This is a genomic window from Streptomyces sp. NPDC022910, from assembly GCF_055561075.1.
This window is the reverse complement of record NZ_JBVHHL010000025.1, coordinates 62,250-77,678: the sequence shown is the minus strand read 5'-3', so window position 1 is coordinate 77,678 and position 15,429 is coordinate 62,250. Positions and strand designations below refer to the sequence as shown.

Below are 15,429 nucleotides of genomic sequence, written 5' to 3'. Positions count from 1 at the left end.
GATCATGTGAGTCCGAGGAGGGCGAGCGGTCGGCTGTCGTCACGGGGGTTGTGCCGGAGGCCGGCGGCGATGCTGCTCATCCCGGCGAGGCGAAGGGCGCCGATGGCGAGGTTGCGCCAGGTTGCCCATGACGCGCGGCGCGGAGCCGGTTCGCAGCTGGGAGGCGTTGCGTCGCCGTCGATGCGGCTCAGCAGCCGCCGCACCGTCGCCTCCGTCGGCAGGCACCGCTTCGGGGACAGGGGATCGGGCCGTACGCCGATGCGCTCCAGGACGGAGGGCGGGGCGTCGCTGATCCACTCACCCACCGCCAGCAGGGAGGTCGCTCCGGCCAGAACCGCGCACGCGGTCAGCGCGAGCACGACGACCAGAGCGTGCCGTACGCCGCGCGGATCGCGAGGGTCGGGCACCTCGGCCAGTCGTTCCAGCAGGCCCGGGATCTCCTCGGGCACGGCCCTGGGATGCTCGCAGAGTTGGTCAAAGGCAGGCGAGATCGGCGATGACGCGTCGGCAGGCACGGTCTTCCACTCGGATGACGGGGCGTGGACAACTCCATGATCTTGGAAGCCCTGCCTGTCACGTTCCCAGAACCCCGTTGAACTGACATAACGTCACGAATCTGGCATCAAGCGCCTACGGCGAAGCCCTGGCTGCCCACCCAACGACGAACCCCCGCCTTCCGCGCCGGAAGGGCGGGGGTTCGTCGTTGGGGAGGTCACGTTCGCAGGTCGCGATCAACGACCAGGACGGTGCGGTGCAGGTCAACCGGAATCTGCCCAGCGGGGTCAGGGCAGTGCTGCGGGTGATCGGCGATCCACGTCCATACGGTCCACGCGCCGCGTCACGGGCCGGTGGTGCCAGGCGTCTTCACGCCCGCCCTGGGGTACGTCATCCGCCCGCGGCATCCTCGGCCTCCCAACGCAGCAGGTCGCCCGGCTGGCACTCGAGTACCTCGCAGAGCGCGGCGAGCGTCGCGAAGCGCACTGCCTTGGCGCGGCCGTTCTTGAGTACCGCCAGGTTGGCGGGAGTGATCCCTACGCGGTCCGCGAGCTCGCCCACGGACATCTTCCGCCTGGCCAGCATCACGTCGATGTCGACGGCGATCGGCATCAGATCACCTCGTCCAACTCGGCCTGCATCTGTGCCGCTTCGACGTCGCGCGTGACGGCCTGGGCGAGCAGCATCCGCAGCACGAGCACGATGAGCGCGACCCCCAGGATGGCCACGCCAACTCCGCCCATGATGACGGTGACGCCCGGGTCGGCCCGCTGGCCCGGCGCATTGATGACCGTGACCGCGAACCACAAGAGGGCAGCCGCCACGATCGCGCCGATCACGACGTCCACGTACCGGAAGGCGGCATGGGAGAACACGGTTCCGCGTCGCACCATCGTCACCAGCCGCCATACGCAGACCAGGGCGACCTGGGCCGTTACCATGCCCAGGATCGTGATCACGCGCAGCGGGGTCAGCGGGAGCGACCCGTCCTCCGGGTCGCTCCCGCTGACCAACACCCACACCATCCCTGCCTGTACGAACACGGTGCCGGCGAGCACCACCACGAGCACGACGCGAAGCGCACGCACTGCCAGCTTTCCCATGACCCACCCTTCCATCGAATTGCGATGAAAATCTATCGAATCTCGATAGGCTAGGCAAGGGCTGGGGCGGAAGGTGGGCGGCGGTTTCGCACCGTGGCGGGACGCCGCGGCCCCCTCCTGTGGGCATGACGTTCGCGCGATCCGTCTTGATCTTGTCAACGTCGACCTCGCTTGAGCACAAATCGGACGCTACCCGACGACGCCGAGGCCCTACAGCCGACCGCTCGCCCTCCTCGGACTCGCATGATCATGAAACGGACGTCACGCGACTACGCCGAAGCCCTGCCCCGCCCTGTCGGCGAGCCCCGGACTACGTGATGCACCGCGAAGCCGCTGAGACCGGCGCCTACCTCGCCTTTGACGGACCGTCACGCGCGAACCACGCCACGGACTGGCGCATGCCCAACGCCCTGCGCGCCCTGGCGGAAGCCGGGTTCGGCGACCGGCTGCGGCTCGGCGGTGACACGACCACCGCCGCGGCCCGCTCCGTCGACGGCGGTCCCGGACTGCCCTATCTGCTGCGCCGGGTGCGACCCCGACTGACAGGTCGCCCTGGGCGGCGACCTGGTACGGCGGATCTTCACGGAGAACCCCGGTCGGGCCTTCGCCGTGGAGTGGCGCTGAGCACCGCCCCTGACGTGCCCGATCGTGTTGATCCCCATATCGACGCGCCGGGGACCGACGGCGCCCGACTCGACGGCGCTCGGCCGAGCCGTGCACGACACGCTCGTCGAGCCGCCCGGCGTCCCGCCCGAAGACCGGTTCCAGGTCCTCACCGGCCACCACGGCACCCGCCGCACGCTGCGCTACGAACCGAACTCGCCCACACGCACGCGGGGACGGAGCCCCGCAACGCTCAGGCCAGCGCCGCCAGTGGATCGTCCAGCACGGGCTGCCACGCCAGCTCCGCCGCGCCCACCAGGCTGTTGTGGTCGAGAGTGCAGGCGAGGATGGGGACTCCACCACTGCGGCCCCACAGGCTGCGATCGGCGACGACGGCGCGCAGCCGCTCGGGATCGGCGTCGAGGAGGGTGCGGTGCAGTCCGCCGAGGATGATGCGGTCCGGGTTGAGGATGTTGACCAGGCCGGCGAGCCCGAGGCCCAGCCGGTCGATCAGCACCTCGACGGCGTTGCGGACGGCCGAGTCGGCCGGGTACATGGTGTGGATGAGGTCGTTGGCCTGCTGGAGCTGCGAGACCTCGGGGCCTGCGTCGAGACCGGCCTCCTCGAGGAAGGCCAGCGGGTCCGCCTCCACGTCGAGGCAGCCGCGGCTGCCGCAGTGGCAGGGTCGGCCCTCGGGGTTGACGGTGAGGTGCCCCACCTCGAGCGCGAGCCCCGAACTGCCGGTGTGCAGCCGCCCGTCGAGCACCAGGGCGCCGCCCACCCCCCGGTGTCCGGTGGCCACGCACAGCAGGTCCCGGGAGCCGCGGCCCGCGCCGTGCCGGTGCTCGGCGAGCGCGGCGAGGTTGACGTCGTTGGCGGCGAAGGCGGGCCCGCTGATGCCCGCGGCCCGCACGCACTCGGCGAAGATCTCCCGCACGGGCGCGCCCGGTGGCCAGGCGAGGTGGAGGGGGTTGAGCGCGAGGCCCTCGGGTTCGGCGACCGCGGACGGCACCGCGAGTCCTGCGCCCACACAACGCCGCCCGGTCTCGCGCAGCAGGCCGGCGCCCGCCTCGACGACCGAGCGGAGCACCTTCGCCGGGTCGGCGTCGACGGTCTCGCAGCCGGGCGCGGTCGCAACGATCCGGCCGCCGAGTCCGACGAGCGCGGCCCGGAAGCCGTCCGCGTGCACCTGGGCGGCGAGCGCGACGGGCCCGTCCTCGGCGACCTCCAGCCGGTGCGAGGGCCGGCCCTGAGTACCGGCGGCCGCACTGGGGTGCGCGTCGACCCGGATCAGGCCCAGCGCCTCCAGCTCGGCGGCCACCGCTCCGGCGGTCGCCCGGGTGACGCCCAGCTCGGTGGTGAGCACGGCGCGCGTCGGCGCACGTCCGGTGTGGACCAGTTCCAGCGCGGGACCGAGCGCCCCACGCCCCCGGTCCAGCCGCGTCCGTGTGTTCCCTTCCCCTGTCGCCCGGGGGCCCGCCTTGCCAGTCATGAGGGCGAGTCTCCCATGATCCGCTCCGGGTCCGACCGGAAGCCGCTGACCCTCAGCGTGATGTTCAGCCGGCCCGCGAGCCCCAGCTCGGACGGTGCCGTCCCCGGATGCACCCGCAGCACCCCGTGGTAGGCGAGCCGCTCCGGACCGCCGAAGACGAACAGGTCCCCGCTGCGCAGCTCCACGTCCGTGTAAGGCCGCGACCGGGTCTGCGTGTTGCCGAAGCGGAAGACGCAGGAGTCGCCGAGGCTCAGCGACACGACGGGGGCGTCCGACCTCTCGTCGCTGTCGCGGTGCATGCCCATGCGGGCGTCCGCGTCGTAGAAGTTGATCAGGGCGATGTCGTACGCCTCGGACGGCACCGCCCGCGGGCCGAGGGCGGCCCCGACCGCCTCGCGGCCCAGCGCGGCCAGCCAGTCCGGCAGCGGCTTCACGGGGGCGCCGTCACCGTCGACGACCGTGCGGGCGTACCCGTACGGGTACCAGTGCCAGCCGAGGCAGATCTGCCGCGAGGTCATCGTGCCGCCGCCGGGGGTGTGCACGGTGCGCAGGCCGGCGGGCGGCCGGGCCCACTCCCGGCATGCCTCCAGGAGCCGGAGTCGGCGGTCCGCGTCCAGCCAGTCCGGCAGATGGACCGCGCCGGGTGCGACCTCTCTGCGGCTTCGCGGGAACAGCTCGGCGTCCATGGCCCCATCATCACGCATCCGGCCCGGCCGGCGGTCCGCGCGCAGCGGCCGGAGAACGGGGCCGGGCTGCGGCTCGGCGACGGAATGGCGGATCCGTGCGCAGCGGCGGCAGACGGGGGCCGAACCACGGCTCGGCTAGCCTGGACGCACGATGGACGACCGTTTGACCACGCCCTGGGGCGCATACGCGCTGACCCGCTTCCCTCAGGATCCCCGCGACCGGCTGCGCGCCTGGGACGCGTCCGACGCGTATCTGCTGCGGCATCTCGCGGCGAGCGGCACCCCGCTGGACGGCACGGTCGTGGTCCTCGGAGACCGGTGGGGCGCGCTCACCACGGCACTCGCGGCGCACCGTCCGACCCAGATCACCGACTCGTTCCTCGCCCGCGAGGCGACCCGGGCGAATCTTGTGCGGGGCGGCGTCGACGCGGACGCGCTGCGGCTGCTCACCACCCGGGACACGCCACCCGGCCGTATCGACGTGCTCCTGGTCCGGGTTCCGAAGAGCCTCGCGCTGCTGGAGGACCAACTGCACCGGCTGGCGCCCGCCGTGCACGAGGGGACGGTGGTGGTCGGCACCGGGATGGTCAAGGAGATCCACACCTCGACGCTGAAGTTGTTCGAGCGGATCCTCGGCCCGACCCGCACCTCGCTCGCCGAGCAGAAAGCCAGGCTCATCTTCTGCACCCCCGACCCGGGAGTCGAACGGGGCGCGGACCCGTGGCCGTACCGCTACCGGCTTCCTGACGGTATCGGCCCGCTGTCCGGCCGGACCGTCACCAACCACGCGGGGGTCTTCTGCGCCGACCGCCTCGACGTCGGGACCCGGTTCTTCCTTCGTCATCTGCCGGGCAGCCGGGGCGCCGAGCGGATCGTGGACCTGGGCTGCGGCAACGGGGTCGTGGGGCTGGCGGCCGCGCTGGCCAACCCCGAGGCCGAGGTGGTGTTCGTCGACGAGTCGTACCAGGCGGTGGCCTCGGCGGAGGCGACGTACCGGGACAACGCCGCGGGAACGGCGGACTTCCGGGTGGGCGACGGTCTGTCCGGGGTGCCGGCCGGAAGCGTCGACCTGGTGCTGAACAACCCGCCGTTCCACTCCCACCAGGCGACCACGGACGCCACGGCCTGGCGAATGTTCACCGGGGCGCGGCGGGCCCTGCGGCCGGGCGGCGAGCTCTGGGTGATCGGCAACCGCCATCTGGGCTACCACGTGAAGCTGCGCCGCCTCTTCGGCAACAGCGAACTGGTCGCCAGTGACGCAAAGTTCGTGGTCCTCAGGGCGGTCAAGAAGTAGTCGGTCCGCCAACTCCGCCGCCGCGCGGTCGCGACCGCGGGGCGGATGGCGCAGAGGTGCTTCCAGCAGCCCCGCCGGCGGAAGCGGACCGTGGTGCCCGGCAGTACGTGGCTCATCCGTTCCGGAGGACGGCGACGAGGTGGGCCACGGCCTTGACCATGGCCTCCCGCCCCACGGCGAGGTACAGACGCGAGTCGGCCGCCTCGGGGTGTGCCGCGAGGAACTGCCGGATCGCGCCGGTCATGGCGACGTTCAGGGCGGTCCCGATGTTGACTTTTGCCATGCCGCCCGCGACGGCCGCCCTCAGCTCGGCGTCCGGCAGTCCGGAGGAGCCGTGCAGCACGAGCGGTACGTCGAGCGCGGCGCTCAGCCGCTTGAGCAGGCCATGGTCGAGCGCGGCGGTGCGCGTGGTCATCGCATGGGTGCTGCCGACAGCGACGGCCAGGGCGTCGACACCGGCATCGGTCACGAAGGCGACCGCCTCGCCCGGGTCGGTCCGGGCGCCGGGGGCGTGCGGGTCGGTCGGCGGTTCGCCGTTCTTCCCGCCTACCTGCCCCAACTCCGCCTCGATCCACAGCCCTTGGGCGTGGGCCCAGTCGGCGGCGGCGCGAGTGGCGGCGAGGTTCTCCTCGTAGGGCAGCCGGGCCGCGTCGTACATCACGGAGCTGAACCCGGCCTCGGGTGCCTGCCGCAGCAGGTCGTCGCTCTGCACGTGGTCGAGGTGCAGGGCGACGGGCACCGTGGCGCGGTCGGCGGCCGCCGCTGCGGCGCGGGCGAGCGGAAGCAGGCGTCCGTAGCGGAACTTCACGGCGTTCTCGCTGACTTGGAGCACGACCGCGGCTCCCACGGCCTCCGCGCCCGCGATCACGGCCTCGACGTGTTCGAGGGTGATCACGTTGAACGCGGCGACGGCACCGCGCGCCGCGGCGGCAGCGGCGATCAGTTCACCGGTGGCTGCGAGGGGCACGACTCCTCCTCCTCAGCGGGCGCCCGGATCGGCGGCGGGAGTGAGGATCACCGAGCGGGTGAGATGGCGCGGCCGGTCGGGATCGAGCCCGCGTGCGACGGCGACGGCGACGGCGAGCCGCTGGACGCGGACGAGTTCTGCGAGCGGATCGAGACCGCCGGCCACCCACAGCCCCCCGGCCTCCCCCACCTGCCGGGCGAGTCCTTCGGGCGCCTCGCCGAGCATCCAGGTGGCGGTTCCGCGGGTGGTGATGCTGATGGGTCCGTGCCGGTACTCCATCGCCGGATAGGCCTCCGTCCATGCCAGCGCGGCCTCGCGCATCTTCAGCCCGGCCTCGTTGGCGAGCCCGACGGTCCAGCCGCGCCCGAGGAAGGTGAACTGGGCGCAGCCGACGAGTCCTTCGGGCAGCGGGGTCTCGAGCGCCGTCCGGGCGTCGGCGACCACGGCGTCCGTGTGCCGGCCGAGGTGGGCGCGGAGCAGGGTGAGCGCGGTGGTGGCGAACCGGGTCTGGACGACGGAGCGTTCGTCGGCGAAGTCGAGCACGACCACGTCGTCGGCGGATTCCATGACGGGTGTGCGCGGGTCGGCGGTGATCGCGGTGGTCCGCATCCGTCCCCGGACCCGGCCGAGGAGGTCGAGGACCTCGGTGGTGGTGCCGGACCGGGTGAGGGCGACGAGCCGGTCGTACGGACGTCCGTGGGGGAACTCGGAGGCGGTGAAGGCGTCGGTCTCGCCCTGGCCGCTCTGCTCGCGCAGCACGGCCGCGGACTGCGCCATGAAGAACGAGGTCCCACACCCCACGATGGCGACCCGCTCCCCTGTCCTGGGCAGCGCGCTCTTGTGCACGTCGGCGTCGGCGACGGCGCGGACCCAGCACTCGGGCTGGCTGTTCAGCTCATCTTCGACATGGGCCATGCCGCACTCCTCCCAGATGTGCGTGTTCTTGCAAGATAGAGGCAGATTTCAAGCACGATCAAGCATTCGGCTCAAGTTGAAGTGCGTTAGGGTCGCCGAGGCGGTCAAGGAAACGGAGAGTGCGGATGTCGCGCGACGCCCGCTGGAAGGCTCTGCTGGAACTGCTGGTCGAGCGGGGCCGGCTGGATGTCGAGGAGGCCGCGGCCGAGCTGGATGTGTCGGCCGCGACGATCCGCCGGGACTTCGACCAGCTCGCGGAGCAGCAGATGCTGGTGCGCACGCGGGGCGGCGCGGTGGTGCACGGTGTCTCGTACGAGCTGCCGCTGCGCTACAAGACGGCCCGGCACGCCTCCGAGAAGCAGCGCGTCGCGAAGGCCGTGGCCGCACTGGTCACGCCCGGGGAAGCGGTCGGCCTGACCGGTGGCACGACCACGACGGAGGTGGCGCGTGCCCTGGCGGTGCGCAGCGACCTGGCGTCGGGCTCGCCCGCACTGACCGTCGTCACCAACGCGCTGAACATCGCCAACGAGCTGGCCGTGCGGCCCCAGTTCAAGATCGTGGTGACGGGGGGCGTGGCGCGCCCGCAGTCGTACGAGCTCATCGGCCCCCTCGCGGACGGCGTGCTCGGCCAGATCACCCTCGACGTGGCCGTGCTGGGCGTGGTGGCCCTCGACGTCACGCACGGCGCGGCGGCGCACGACGAGGCGGAGGCCGCGACCAACCGTCTGTTGTGCGAGCGCGCCGAGCGCGTGGTCGTGGCGGCGGACTCCAGCAAGCTGGGGCGGCGCGCGTTCGCGTGGATCTGTGACGTGGAGGCGGTGGACACGCTGGTCACGGACGCGGCGGCGGGTGCGGAGACGGTGCGGCGGTTCGAGGAGGCGGGCGTGCGGGTGATCGCGGTCTGAGTCGCGGCTCAGGGCGGCGGAGGCCGCCGCGTTCCCTTGCGGCCCCGGCCGCTTCGCCTCCCGTGCCGGGATCGGGGCGATACGCCCCCGCCCCGCTCGGCTCGCTGCCCGCGCCCGCTCGTTTCCCTGCGCCTAAGCTGGACGTGCGCCGCGCGCACGGGTGATCACAGGAGGCTGCGATGGCCGAGAAGCCTTGCGAACAGTACACATCCGGAGGCTCTCGGTATCTGCCGATCGCAGACCACGGCCTGATCGGTGATCTGCGCACTGTGGCCCTGGTGGGAACCAACGGCACCATCGACTGGTACTGCTGCCCCGCCTTCGATCGCCCGAGTGTTTTCGGCGCGATCCTGGACGCGGAGCGGGGCGGCGCCTTCGAGCTCGCCGCGACCGTGCCGACGCGGACCAAGCAGTTCTACTTCCCCGACACCAACGTCCTGATCACGAGGTTCTTCACCGAGGACGGCGTCGGCGAGGTACAGGACTTCATGCCTGTCGGCGCGGGATGTGTCGAGGCCGAGCGCCACCGGCTGATACGGCGGGTCCTGTGTGTGCGCGGCTCCCTCCCCTTCCGGGTACGGGTGGCTCCGCGGTTCGACTACGGCAGGCAGGCGCACACCGTTCGGCTGCTCGGCGACGTCGCCGTCTTCGAGTCCACGGACCTGTCGTTGGCCCTGACCTCCACCATCCCCCTCGAAGGCGACGACCTTGACGTGTGGGCGGACTTCAAACTCTCCGAAGGCGAGTCCGCGGTGTTCGCCCTGGACCAGGTCGGTGCCCGTCTGGCGCCGCGCATGTGCGCGCACACCGAGGCGGAGCGCCAGTTCGCCACCACGGTGGCGTACTGGCGGCACTGGCTGTCCGCCTCGCGCTACCGCGGCCGGTGGCGGGAAATGGTGCACCGCTCGGCCCTCACGCTGAAACTGCTCACCTACGCCCCGACCGGCGCCATCGTGGCCGCGCCGACCACCAGCCTGCCCGAGACGCTCGGGGGCGAGCGCAACTGGGACTACCGGTACGTCTGGGTGCGCGATGCGGCCTTCTGCGTCTACGCCCTGCTGCGCCTGGGCTTCCCCGGCGAGGCGGAGGCGTTCATGCAGTTCGTGACCCGGCACATCATCCCGGGCGACGGCGGACCGTCGGGCCCGCTGCAGATCATGTACGGGATCGACGGCCGCACCGACCTGCCCGAGCAGGAACTCGACAACCTGGAGGGCCACCAGGGATCCGCGCCGGTGCGCATCGGCAATGCCGCCGCCGACCAGCTCCAACTCGACATCTACGGCGCCCTCATCGACTCGATCTACCTCTACGACAAGTGGGCGCAGCCCATCTCCAGCGACCAGTGGGACAACGTCTGCGGGCTGGTCGACTGGGTCTGCGCCCACTGGGACCAACCCGACGAGGGCATCTGGGAGACCCGCGGCGGCCGCAAGAAGTTCCTGTACTCGCGGCTGATGTGCTGGGTGGCGATCGAACGGGCCATCCGGATGGCCAACCGCCGAGGTCTGCCCGCCGACCTGCCACGCTGGAGGCAGTGCCGCGACACGATCTACCGGCGGATCATGCAACGGGGATGGTCCGAGACGCGCTGCGCCTTCGTCCAGCACGAGGACGACGACGTACTCGACGCGGCGCTGCTCATGATGCCGCTGGCCAAGTTCATCGCGCCCACCGATCCCAAGTGGCTGTCCACGCTCGACGCCCTCACCCAGGAACTGGTGTCCGACTCGCTGGTCTACCGCTACGACCCACAGGCGAGCCCGGACGGCCTGCGGGGCGACGAGGGAACGTTCTCCATCTGCTCGTTCTGGTACGTCGAGGCGCTGGTCCGGGCCGGCCGCCTCGACGAGGCACGGCTGGCCTTCGAGAAGATGCTCACCTACGCCAACCATCTGGGCCTTTACGCCGAGGAGATCAGCCAGTCGGGCGAACAGCAGGGCAACTTCCCACAGGCGTTCACACATCTGTCGCTGATCAGCGCGGCGTTCAATCTGGACCGGGCGCTCGGCTGAGGCGCGCCGGTCAAGGGCCGGGCACGTGCTCACGCCGCCCGGACCGCACGACCGGGCGTCGTGGCGGCGCGCGGCTGTGCCAGGTCAGGCACAGCGGTCGGCGTGATTGATGTCGAGGACGAAGCGCTCCGGGGAGTGGAGCTTGAAGCTGTGGTAGGCGGGCTTGGTGTGGTAAGCGGTCCCGAACGTGACCGCGCCCTCGAAGTCGCCGGTCAGGGCGAGGCCCTTGAGCCCGGTCAGGTGGATCCTCACGAGACGGGGCCCCTGATAGACCGACTGACCCGCCTCATTGTGCGCGACGGCCGGAGACAACTTGATCTCCAGGAAGTACTTCCCGGGGAGCGGAACCTTCTTCCCGGAGGCGTCGTAGCGCAGCTCCTTGACCGGTTTCACGGTGACCGGGGGCAGGGTGCCCCGGACGTCGACGACAAGCCGGTCGTAGGTGCAGTGCCCGGCCCATCGGGCGTTGACGACGAGTGCGGTTGCGGGGGCCTGCCCGGATGCCACGGACCGAGTGGCAGCGGAGGCAGGAAGGGTGGTGCCGACGGCGGCGGTCAGAAGGATGCTCGCGGCGACGGCTGTGCGGCGCGGATGATGCGGCATGACGCCCCCCGATCTCTCTGTGAGGGGACAGTGATTTCACTATGGGGGACATTCGGGCGAACCACACGGTTGCAGCACCTGTACAAGGGTTTTTGCCCTTTTCGACTTGCAGCACATCAATGTCCTCGGAACGCCTCCTCGAGCCACCAGGCCCCTCGGTCTTTGACCACCTTGGCGTCGATGAGCAAAGGCGCGGACCGTGACCCGGCCACCCAGTCCTCGACCGCCTTCAGGTCCGTCCGCGAGCGCACGGTCACCGCCTCGAAGCCGTACCCCCGCGCCACGGCGGCGATGTCCGTCGGCGGGAACTCGACCGTCTCGAGCGGATGTCCGTCGGGCCCGAAGTGGTGCACCTCCGCTCCGTATGCGTCGTCGTTGTACACGACGACCACCATCGGCAGCCCGAGCCGGCGTACCGTGTCGAGTTCCGCGGCGCCCATCATCGCGCCGCCGTCCCCCAGCGCGGCCACCGCAAGCCGTTCCGGCTGCGCCAGTGCCGCGCCGATCGCGGTCGCCAGCCCCAGGCCGATCGACTGGAACGCCTGCGTGAAGCAGAAGCCGTTCTCGTCCGGGACCGACAGGTACATGCTCGGATAGCCCATGAAGTTGCCGGAGTCCACGCCGAGCACCCGCTCCGCGGGGAGGATGTCGTCGAGCGCGATGCTCAGTGTTCGCGGGTCGATCCGCTCGCGCGTGCTCGTGTCCTTGTACGGCACGTCCCGCCAGCGCCCGCGCGCGGCGATGGCCGCGGCGATGTCGGCGCTCCGGTAACCCTGCTGTTTCCCGCCGCCCGTCCGGAGCACCCGCCGCGCCGTGAGTTCCACGTCGCCGGTGACACCTACATGCACCGCCCTGTGCACACCGAGCGCCGACGCGTCGTCGTCGACCTGCACCACGGTGGTGTCGGCACCGATCAGGCGGCCGTGCCGCATCGTCCACATGTTCAGCGCGCAGCCCCAGCCCACGATCGCATCGGCGGCCCGGATCAGCTCGGCCGCCAAGGGCGACGAGAAACCTCCGGACACGTCGAGCGACCACGGATTGCCGTGAAACAGGCCGCGAGCCACGGCCGACGTCGCCAGCAGCGCACCGTAGCGCTCGGCGACGGCCTCGAGGGCATCCCGGCCACCGGGGGTGCGGGAGCCCCGGCCGGCCACGAAGACCGGCCGCCGAGCATGCTCCAGCACCTGCGCCAGTGCCGCCACGTCGGGCGCTGTCGGCTCGACCGCTGCCCGTTGTGGTGGCGGTGCGGCCTGCGTCAGGACACCGTCGGGCACGTCCAGCGCCTGCACCTCCAAGGGCAGGTTGAGCACTACGGCGCGCCGTTCGTGCAAGGCCCGCCGGACCGCTGCGCAGGCCTGCTCCACCGCACCCTCCGCCGACGTGATCCGTGCCGTGAGCGCCCCGAGCGCGTGCGCCAGCGCCTCCTGGTCGACGTGGAAGTTGGACCTCGGCTCCGTCACCTCGGCTGCCAGCACCAGGAGCGGCGTACGGCTCTTGGCCGCCTCGGCGACACCGGTGAGGGCGTTCGTCAGACCAGGTCCCTGATGGACGCTGAGCGCCGCCACCGTGCCGCTCATCCGCGTGTACGCGTCGGCCATCGTCGCCGCGCCGCCTTCGTGGCGTGCGGCGACGAATCTCGAGCCCGCCGCGACCATGGCATTGGTCAGATGGAAGTTGCCCGATCCGACCACGCCGAAGACACGGCCGACCCCCGCCGCGGACAGCGCACGCCCGACCGCCTCCGCGACCTTCATCAGCGCTCCACCAGCGCGAGCACGCGTGCGGGAGCCCCGGACCCCGCGACGATGGGCAACGGTCCCGCGACGAGGACGCAGCCGGTCGCGGGCAGTGCCGCCAGGTTCTGCAACTGGGTCAGCCCGTACTTGTCATTGCCCATGAGGTACGAGTGACACGGGAAGGCCGGGTCGAACGCGTGCCCACGTCCGGCGTCGGTGCCCACCGTCTCGACCCCGAGGCCGATCACCGGTGCCTCCTGAGCCACCCAACGGGCGCATTCCGGCGACAGGCCGGGCGTGTGCGGGCCGTTCTCGTCCGCGTTGAGGAACGCCTCCTGGGAGTCCGAGCGGGCGTCCCACCCGGTGCGCAGCAACAGCCAGCCGCCCTCGGGCAACGGCCCGTGCTCGGCCTCCCAGGCCCGCACGTGATCGACCTCCACGAGGAAGTCGGGGTCCTCCTCCGCCTCGGCGGTGAAGTCCAGCACGGCGGCCGGTGCGATCAGCCGACGTGCCGGCACGGACGCCACGTCGGCGAGGTCCTTCCCGGTCACCCAGTGGTTCGGGGCGTCGAAGTGGGTGCCGGTGTGCTCACCGCTGCGGAAGTTGTTCCAGTACCAGGCCGGTCCCCGGTCGTCGTACCTGCTGATCTCCTGCAGTTCGAACACCGCCGTCTGGCCGAACTCGGGCGGCAGCTGGATCACCGGTGTCGAGGAGGACAACGGCGAGGTGAGGTCGACGACCTCGATCGACCCACCGCGCAACCCGGACACCAGTGAAGCGAGGACGGACGGCTCGGGCATGAGGACCTCCTGAGGCAGTACGGAACTGACAGCACGGCAGCCTGCCATGACCGTCGCTCAGATGAATGATCCAGGCGATACCCCGTACGTGGCCACCGGGCGCCACGGTGTCAGGACGGCTCCGGTGAAGGGGTTCCGGGCGCTGTCCTCCGCGCGCTCGGGTTCACCCGCCGCGATGGCCTCGTACAGAGCCTTGTGAGCCCACGTTCATCGACGCCTCCGGACTGCTTCCCGCGGGCCCGCCAGTAGAGGCCGGATCGCAGAGGAGACCGCTGTGTCCATCACCGCCGGGATGGTCGCGCCCGGGCACCGGCCCATCGCCGACCGGCGCGCACACCCCGATCCACCACGACGGCGTGACCGAACCACTCGGCACGCCCGCTGCAGCGAGCGCCGCCGGGTGACTGCCGCATCGGCCAGGAGAAAGGGACCGGCAGTCGGCGGGCGAGCCGTTGACAGGCACGCGTATGGCCCGGATCTCGCACCCAGGAACCCGACAACACCCTTGCCCGGCCACCCACTCCCACCCTAGCCTGAGTTTGTGCCGCTGATAAACAAAACCCGATCGCACAGCGTAGTGCCGGGCAACGACCTCACCCGGCTCCGGATCGCCCTCACCGCCTTCTTCACTTTGGACGGCTTCGTCTTCGCCGGCTGGGTGGTCCGCATCCCCGCCATCAAGCACCAGACCGGCGCCTCGGCCAGCGCGCTCGGCCTCGCCCTGCTCGGTGTCTCCGCAGGCGCGGTCGTGACCATGACGCTCACCGGACGCCTCTGCCGCCGCTACGGCAGCCACCTGGTGACCGTGGTCTGCGCCGCCCTGCTGTCCCTCAGCGTCGCCCTCCCCCCGCTCACCCACTCCGCCGCCGCACTCGGTGCCGTGCTGCTGGTGTTCGGCGCCGCCTACGGCGGGATCAACGTCGCCTTCAACAGTGCCGCGGTCGACCTGGTGGCCGCGCTGCGGCGCCCCGTCATGCCCAGTTTCCACGCCGCCTTCAGCCTCGGCGGCATGGTCGGGGCAGGGCTCGGCGGGCTGGTCGCCGGATCACTGTCCCCCGCGCGCCACCGGTTCGGGCTCACCGTGACCGGACTGCTCGTCACCGCCCTGGCGGGCCGGACTTTGCTGCACCATGAGCCTCCGGCACCGGAAGAGGGTGCACCACACCAGACGGGCTCCCCACGCCACCTGGACGCCCGCACCCGCGGCCTCGTGATCACCTTCGGCCTGATCGCCCTGTGCACGGCCTACGGGGAGGGAGCCCTGGCCGACTGGGGCGCACTGCACCTGGAACAGGACCTGGATGCCACGCCGGGTGTCGCGGCGGTCGGCTACCTGTGCTTCGCCCTCGCCATGACCGTCGGCCGAATGACCGGGACGACACTGCTGGAACGCCTGGGGCGGACCCGCACCCTGGTGGCCGGCGGCACGACCGCGGCGGTCGGCATGCTGCTCGGCTCGCTCGCCCCCACCGTGTGGGCTGCGCTCTTCGGTTTCGCGATCACGGGCCTCGGTCTCGCCAACATCTTCCCGGTGGCCATCGAACGCGCCGGTGCCCTGGCCGGCCCCGGCGGCGTCGCGACCGCGTCCACGCTCGGCTACGGCGGCATGCTCCTCGGGCCGCCCGCGATCGGGTTCATGGCGGACTGGTTCTCCCTGTCCGCGGCCCTCACCAGCGTGGCCGCCCTGGCCGCGACCGCCGCCCTCATCGGGTTCACGACTCGACACGCGGCCGCCGGCCGCCCGTGAGGCCGGGGGGCGGCTTCCATCTGCTGCGGCTTCCGGTACGGCTCTGAGCAGCGGCGCCGGGGCAG

14 protein-coding genes and 1 pseudogene are annotated in these 15,429 nt (G+C 71.5%); 5 read left to right on the top strand and 10 right to left on the bottom strand.

Features of this window, described 5'->3' with window-relative positions:
- Positions 1-2 precede the first annotated feature (2 nt).
- The 3 genes from ACZ3TS_RS23530 to ACZ3TS_RS23520 all read right to left on the bottom strand — a co-directional run bounded on the left by ACZ3TS_RS23530 (position 3) and on the right by ACZ3TS_RS23520 (position 1,598).
- Positions 3-449 (bottom strand): transposase family protein, encoded by a 447-nt coding sequence (locus ACZ3TS_RS23530; protein ID WP_467621018.1) that lies wholly within the window; start codon positions 447-449, stop codon positions 3-5.
- Positions 450-885: 436 nt separating this feature from the next.
- Positions 886-1,107: a helix-turn-helix domain-containing protein gene (locus ACZ3TS_RS23525; protein WP_030724363.1), complete on the bottom strand. Its 222-nt coding sequence runs from the start codon at positions 1,105-1,107 to the stop codon at positions 886-888.
- The gene (locus ACZ3TS_RS23520; protein ID WP_467621016.1) at positions 1,107-1,598 is read right to left on the bottom strand and encodes a DUF2975 domain-containing protein; all 492 of its coding nucleotides are present in this window, start codon (positions 1,596-1,598) and stop codon (positions 1,107-1,109) included. Before ACZ3TS_RS23520 ends, ACZ3TS_RS23525 begins: the two co-directional genes overlap by 1 nt.
- 299 nt (positions 1,599-1,897) lie before the next feature.
- Between ACZ3TS_RS23520 and ACZ3TS_RS23515 the strand changes: the two are divergent.
- Positions 1,898-2,222 (top strand): annotated as a pseudogene (locus tag ACZ3TS_RS23515) (phosphotriesterase family protein); the annotation flags it as partial.
- A 232-nt stretch (positions 2,223-2,454) separates the two neighbouring features.
- Here ACZ3TS_RS23515 and ACZ3TS_RS23510 read toward each other — a convergent pair.
- Both ACZ3TS_RS23510 and ACZ3TS_RS23505 read right to left on the bottom strand, forming a co-directional pair.
- Positions 2,455-3,693: an ROK family protein gene (locus tag ACZ3TS_RS23510; protein ID WP_467621014.1), complete on the bottom strand. Its 1,239-nt coding sequence runs from the start codon at positions 3,691-3,693 to the stop codon at positions 2,455-2,457.
- Positions 3,690-4,379: an alpha-ketoglutarate-dependent dioxygenase AlkB family protein gene (locus ACZ3TS_RS23505; RefSeq protein WP_467621011.1), complete on the bottom strand. Its 690-nt coding sequence runs from the start codon at positions 4,377-4,379 to the stop codon at positions 3,690-3,692. Before ACZ3TS_RS23505 ends, ACZ3TS_RS23510 begins: the two co-directional genes overlap by 4 nt.
- Before the next feature lie 151 nt (positions 4,380-4,530).
- On the opposite strand from ACZ3TS_RS23505, the gene ACZ3TS_RS23500 reads away from it, so the two are divergent.
- Positions 4,531-5,673 carry a methyltransferase gene (locus ACZ3TS_RS23500; protein WP_467621008.1) on the top strand — a complete coding sequence of 381 codons (1,143 nt, stop codon included), beginning with the start codon at positions 4,531-4,533 and terminating at the stop codon, positions 5,671-5,673.
- Between the two features lie 112 nt (positions 5,674-5,785).
- Here the strand turns inward: ACZ3TS_RS23500 and ACZ3TS_RS23495 are convergent, their stop codons facing one another.
- Together ACZ3TS_RS23495 and ACZ3TS_RS23490 are read right to left on the bottom strand one after the other, a co-directional pair.
- Complete coding sequence (locus ACZ3TS_RS23495) at positions 5,786-6,640, bottom strand: ketose-bisphosphate aldolase (protein WP_467621005.1); 855 nt, start codon at positions 6,638-6,640, stop codon at positions 5,786-5,788.
- Between the two features lie 12 nt (positions 6,641-6,652).
- The gene (locus ACZ3TS_RS23490; protein ID WP_467621002.1) at positions 6,653-7,555 is read right to left on the bottom strand and encodes an SIS domain-containing protein; all 903 of its coding nucleotides are present in this window, start codon (positions 7,553-7,555) and stop codon (positions 6,653-6,655) included.
- A gap of 125 nt (positions 7,556-7,680) precedes the next feature.
- Here ACZ3TS_RS23490 and ACZ3TS_RS23485 point away from each other — a divergent pair, with 125 nt between their 5' ends.
- Both ACZ3TS_RS23485 and ACZ3TS_RS23480 read left to right on the top strand, forming a co-directional pair.
- Positions 7,681-8,460, top strand: coding sequence for a DeoR/GlpR family DNA-binding transcription regulator (locus tag ACZ3TS_RS23485; protein ID WP_467620999.1), 780 nt, complete (start codon positions 7,681-7,683; stop codon positions 8,458-8,460).
- 179 nt (positions 8,461-8,639) lie between these two features.
- The gene (locus tag ACZ3TS_RS23480) at positions 8,640-10,475 is read left to right on the top strand and encodes a glycoside hydrolase family 15 protein (protein WP_467620997.1); all 1,836 of its coding nucleotides are present in this window, start codon (positions 8,640-8,642) and stop codon (positions 10,473-10,475) included.
- An 84-nt stretch (positions 10,476-10,559) separates the two neighbouring features.
- Here the strand turns inward: ACZ3TS_RS23480 and ACZ3TS_RS23475 are convergent, their stop codons facing one another.
- The 3 genes from ACZ3TS_RS23475 to ACZ3TS_RS23465 all read right to left on the bottom strand — a co-directional run bounded on the left by ACZ3TS_RS23475 (position 10,560) and on the right by ACZ3TS_RS23465 (position 13,617).
- Positions 10,560-11,078 (bottom strand): AMIN-like domain-containing (lipo)protein, encoded by a 519-nt coding sequence (locus tag ACZ3TS_RS23475; protein WP_467620994.1) that lies wholly within the window; start codon positions 11,076-11,078, stop codon positions 10,560-10,562.
- Between the two features lie 116 nt (positions 11,079-11,194).
- On the bottom strand, positions 11,195-12,835 hold the full coding sequence (locus ACZ3TS_RS23470; RefSeq protein ID WP_467620992.1) for a thiamine pyrophosphate-binding protein: 1,641 nt from the start codon (positions 12,833-12,835) through the stop codon (positions 11,195-11,197).
- Positions 12,835-13,617, bottom strand: coding sequence for a cyclase family protein (locus ACZ3TS_RS23465; protein ID WP_467620989.1), 783 nt, complete (start codon positions 13,615-13,617; stop codon positions 12,835-12,837). Before ACZ3TS_RS23465 ends, ACZ3TS_RS23470 begins: the two co-directional genes overlap by 1 nt.
- A 577-nt stretch (positions 13,618-14,194) precedes the next feature.
- Here ACZ3TS_RS23465 and ACZ3TS_RS23460 point away from each other — a divergent pair.
- Entirely contained in the window at positions 14,195-15,364 is a 1,170-nt protein-coding gene (locus tag ACZ3TS_RS23460; RefSeq protein WP_467621102.1) for an MFS transporter, read from the top strand.
- Positions 15,365-15,429 lie beyond the last annotated feature (65 nt).

What these genes read in the sequence shown, in the direction of transcription:
- ACZ3TS_RS23480 (WP_467620997.1), top strand. Translation starts at nt 8,640, where the DNA reads ATGGCCGAGAAGCCTTGCGAACAGTACACATCCGGAGGCTCTCGGTAT.
- ACZ3TS_RS23470 (WP_467620992.1), bottom strand. Translation starts at nt 12,835, where the DNA reads ATGAAGGTCGCGGAGGCGGTCGGGCGTGCGCTGTCCGCGGCGGGGGTC.
- ACZ3TS_RS23465 (WP_467620989.1), bottom strand. Translation starts at nt 13,617, where the DNA reads ATGCCCGAGCCGTCCGTCCTCGCTTCACTGGTGTCCGGGTTGCGCGGT.
- ACZ3TS_RS23490 (WP_467621002.1), bottom strand. Translation starts at nt 7,555, where the DNA reads ATGGCCCATGTCGAAGATGAGCTGAACAGCCAGCCCGAGTGCTGGGTC.
- ACZ3TS_RS23510 (WP_467621014.1), bottom strand. Translation starts at nt 3,693, where the DNA reads ATGACTGGCAAGGCGGGCCCCCGGGCGACAGGGGAAGGGAACACACGG.
- ACZ3TS_RS23500 (WP_467621008.1), top strand. Translation starts at nt 4,531, where the DNA reads ATGGACGACCGTTTGACCACGCCCTGGGGCGCATACGCGCTGACCCGC.
- ACZ3TS_RS23485 (WP_467620999.1), top strand. Translation starts at nt 7,681, where the DNA reads ATGTCGCGCGACGCCCGCTGGAAGGCTCTGCTGGAACTGCTGGTCGAG.
- ACZ3TS_RS23525 (WP_030724363.1), bottom strand. Translation starts at nt 1,107, where the DNA reads ATGCCGATCGCCGTCGACATCGACGTGATGCTGGCCAGGCGGAAGATG.
- ACZ3TS_RS23475 (WP_467620994.1), bottom strand. Translation starts at nt 11,078, where the DNA reads ATGCCGCATCATCCGCGCCGCACAGCCGTCGCCGCGAGCATCCTTCTG.
- ACZ3TS_RS23505 (WP_467621011.1), bottom strand. Translation starts at nt 4,379, where the DNA reads ATGGACGCCGAGCTGTTCCCGCGAAGCCGCAGAGAGGTCGCACCCGGC.
- ACZ3TS_RS23520 (WP_467621016.1), bottom strand. Translation starts at nt 1,598, where the DNA reads ATGGGAAAGCTGGCAGTGCGTGCGCTTCGCGTCGTGCTCGTGGTGGTG.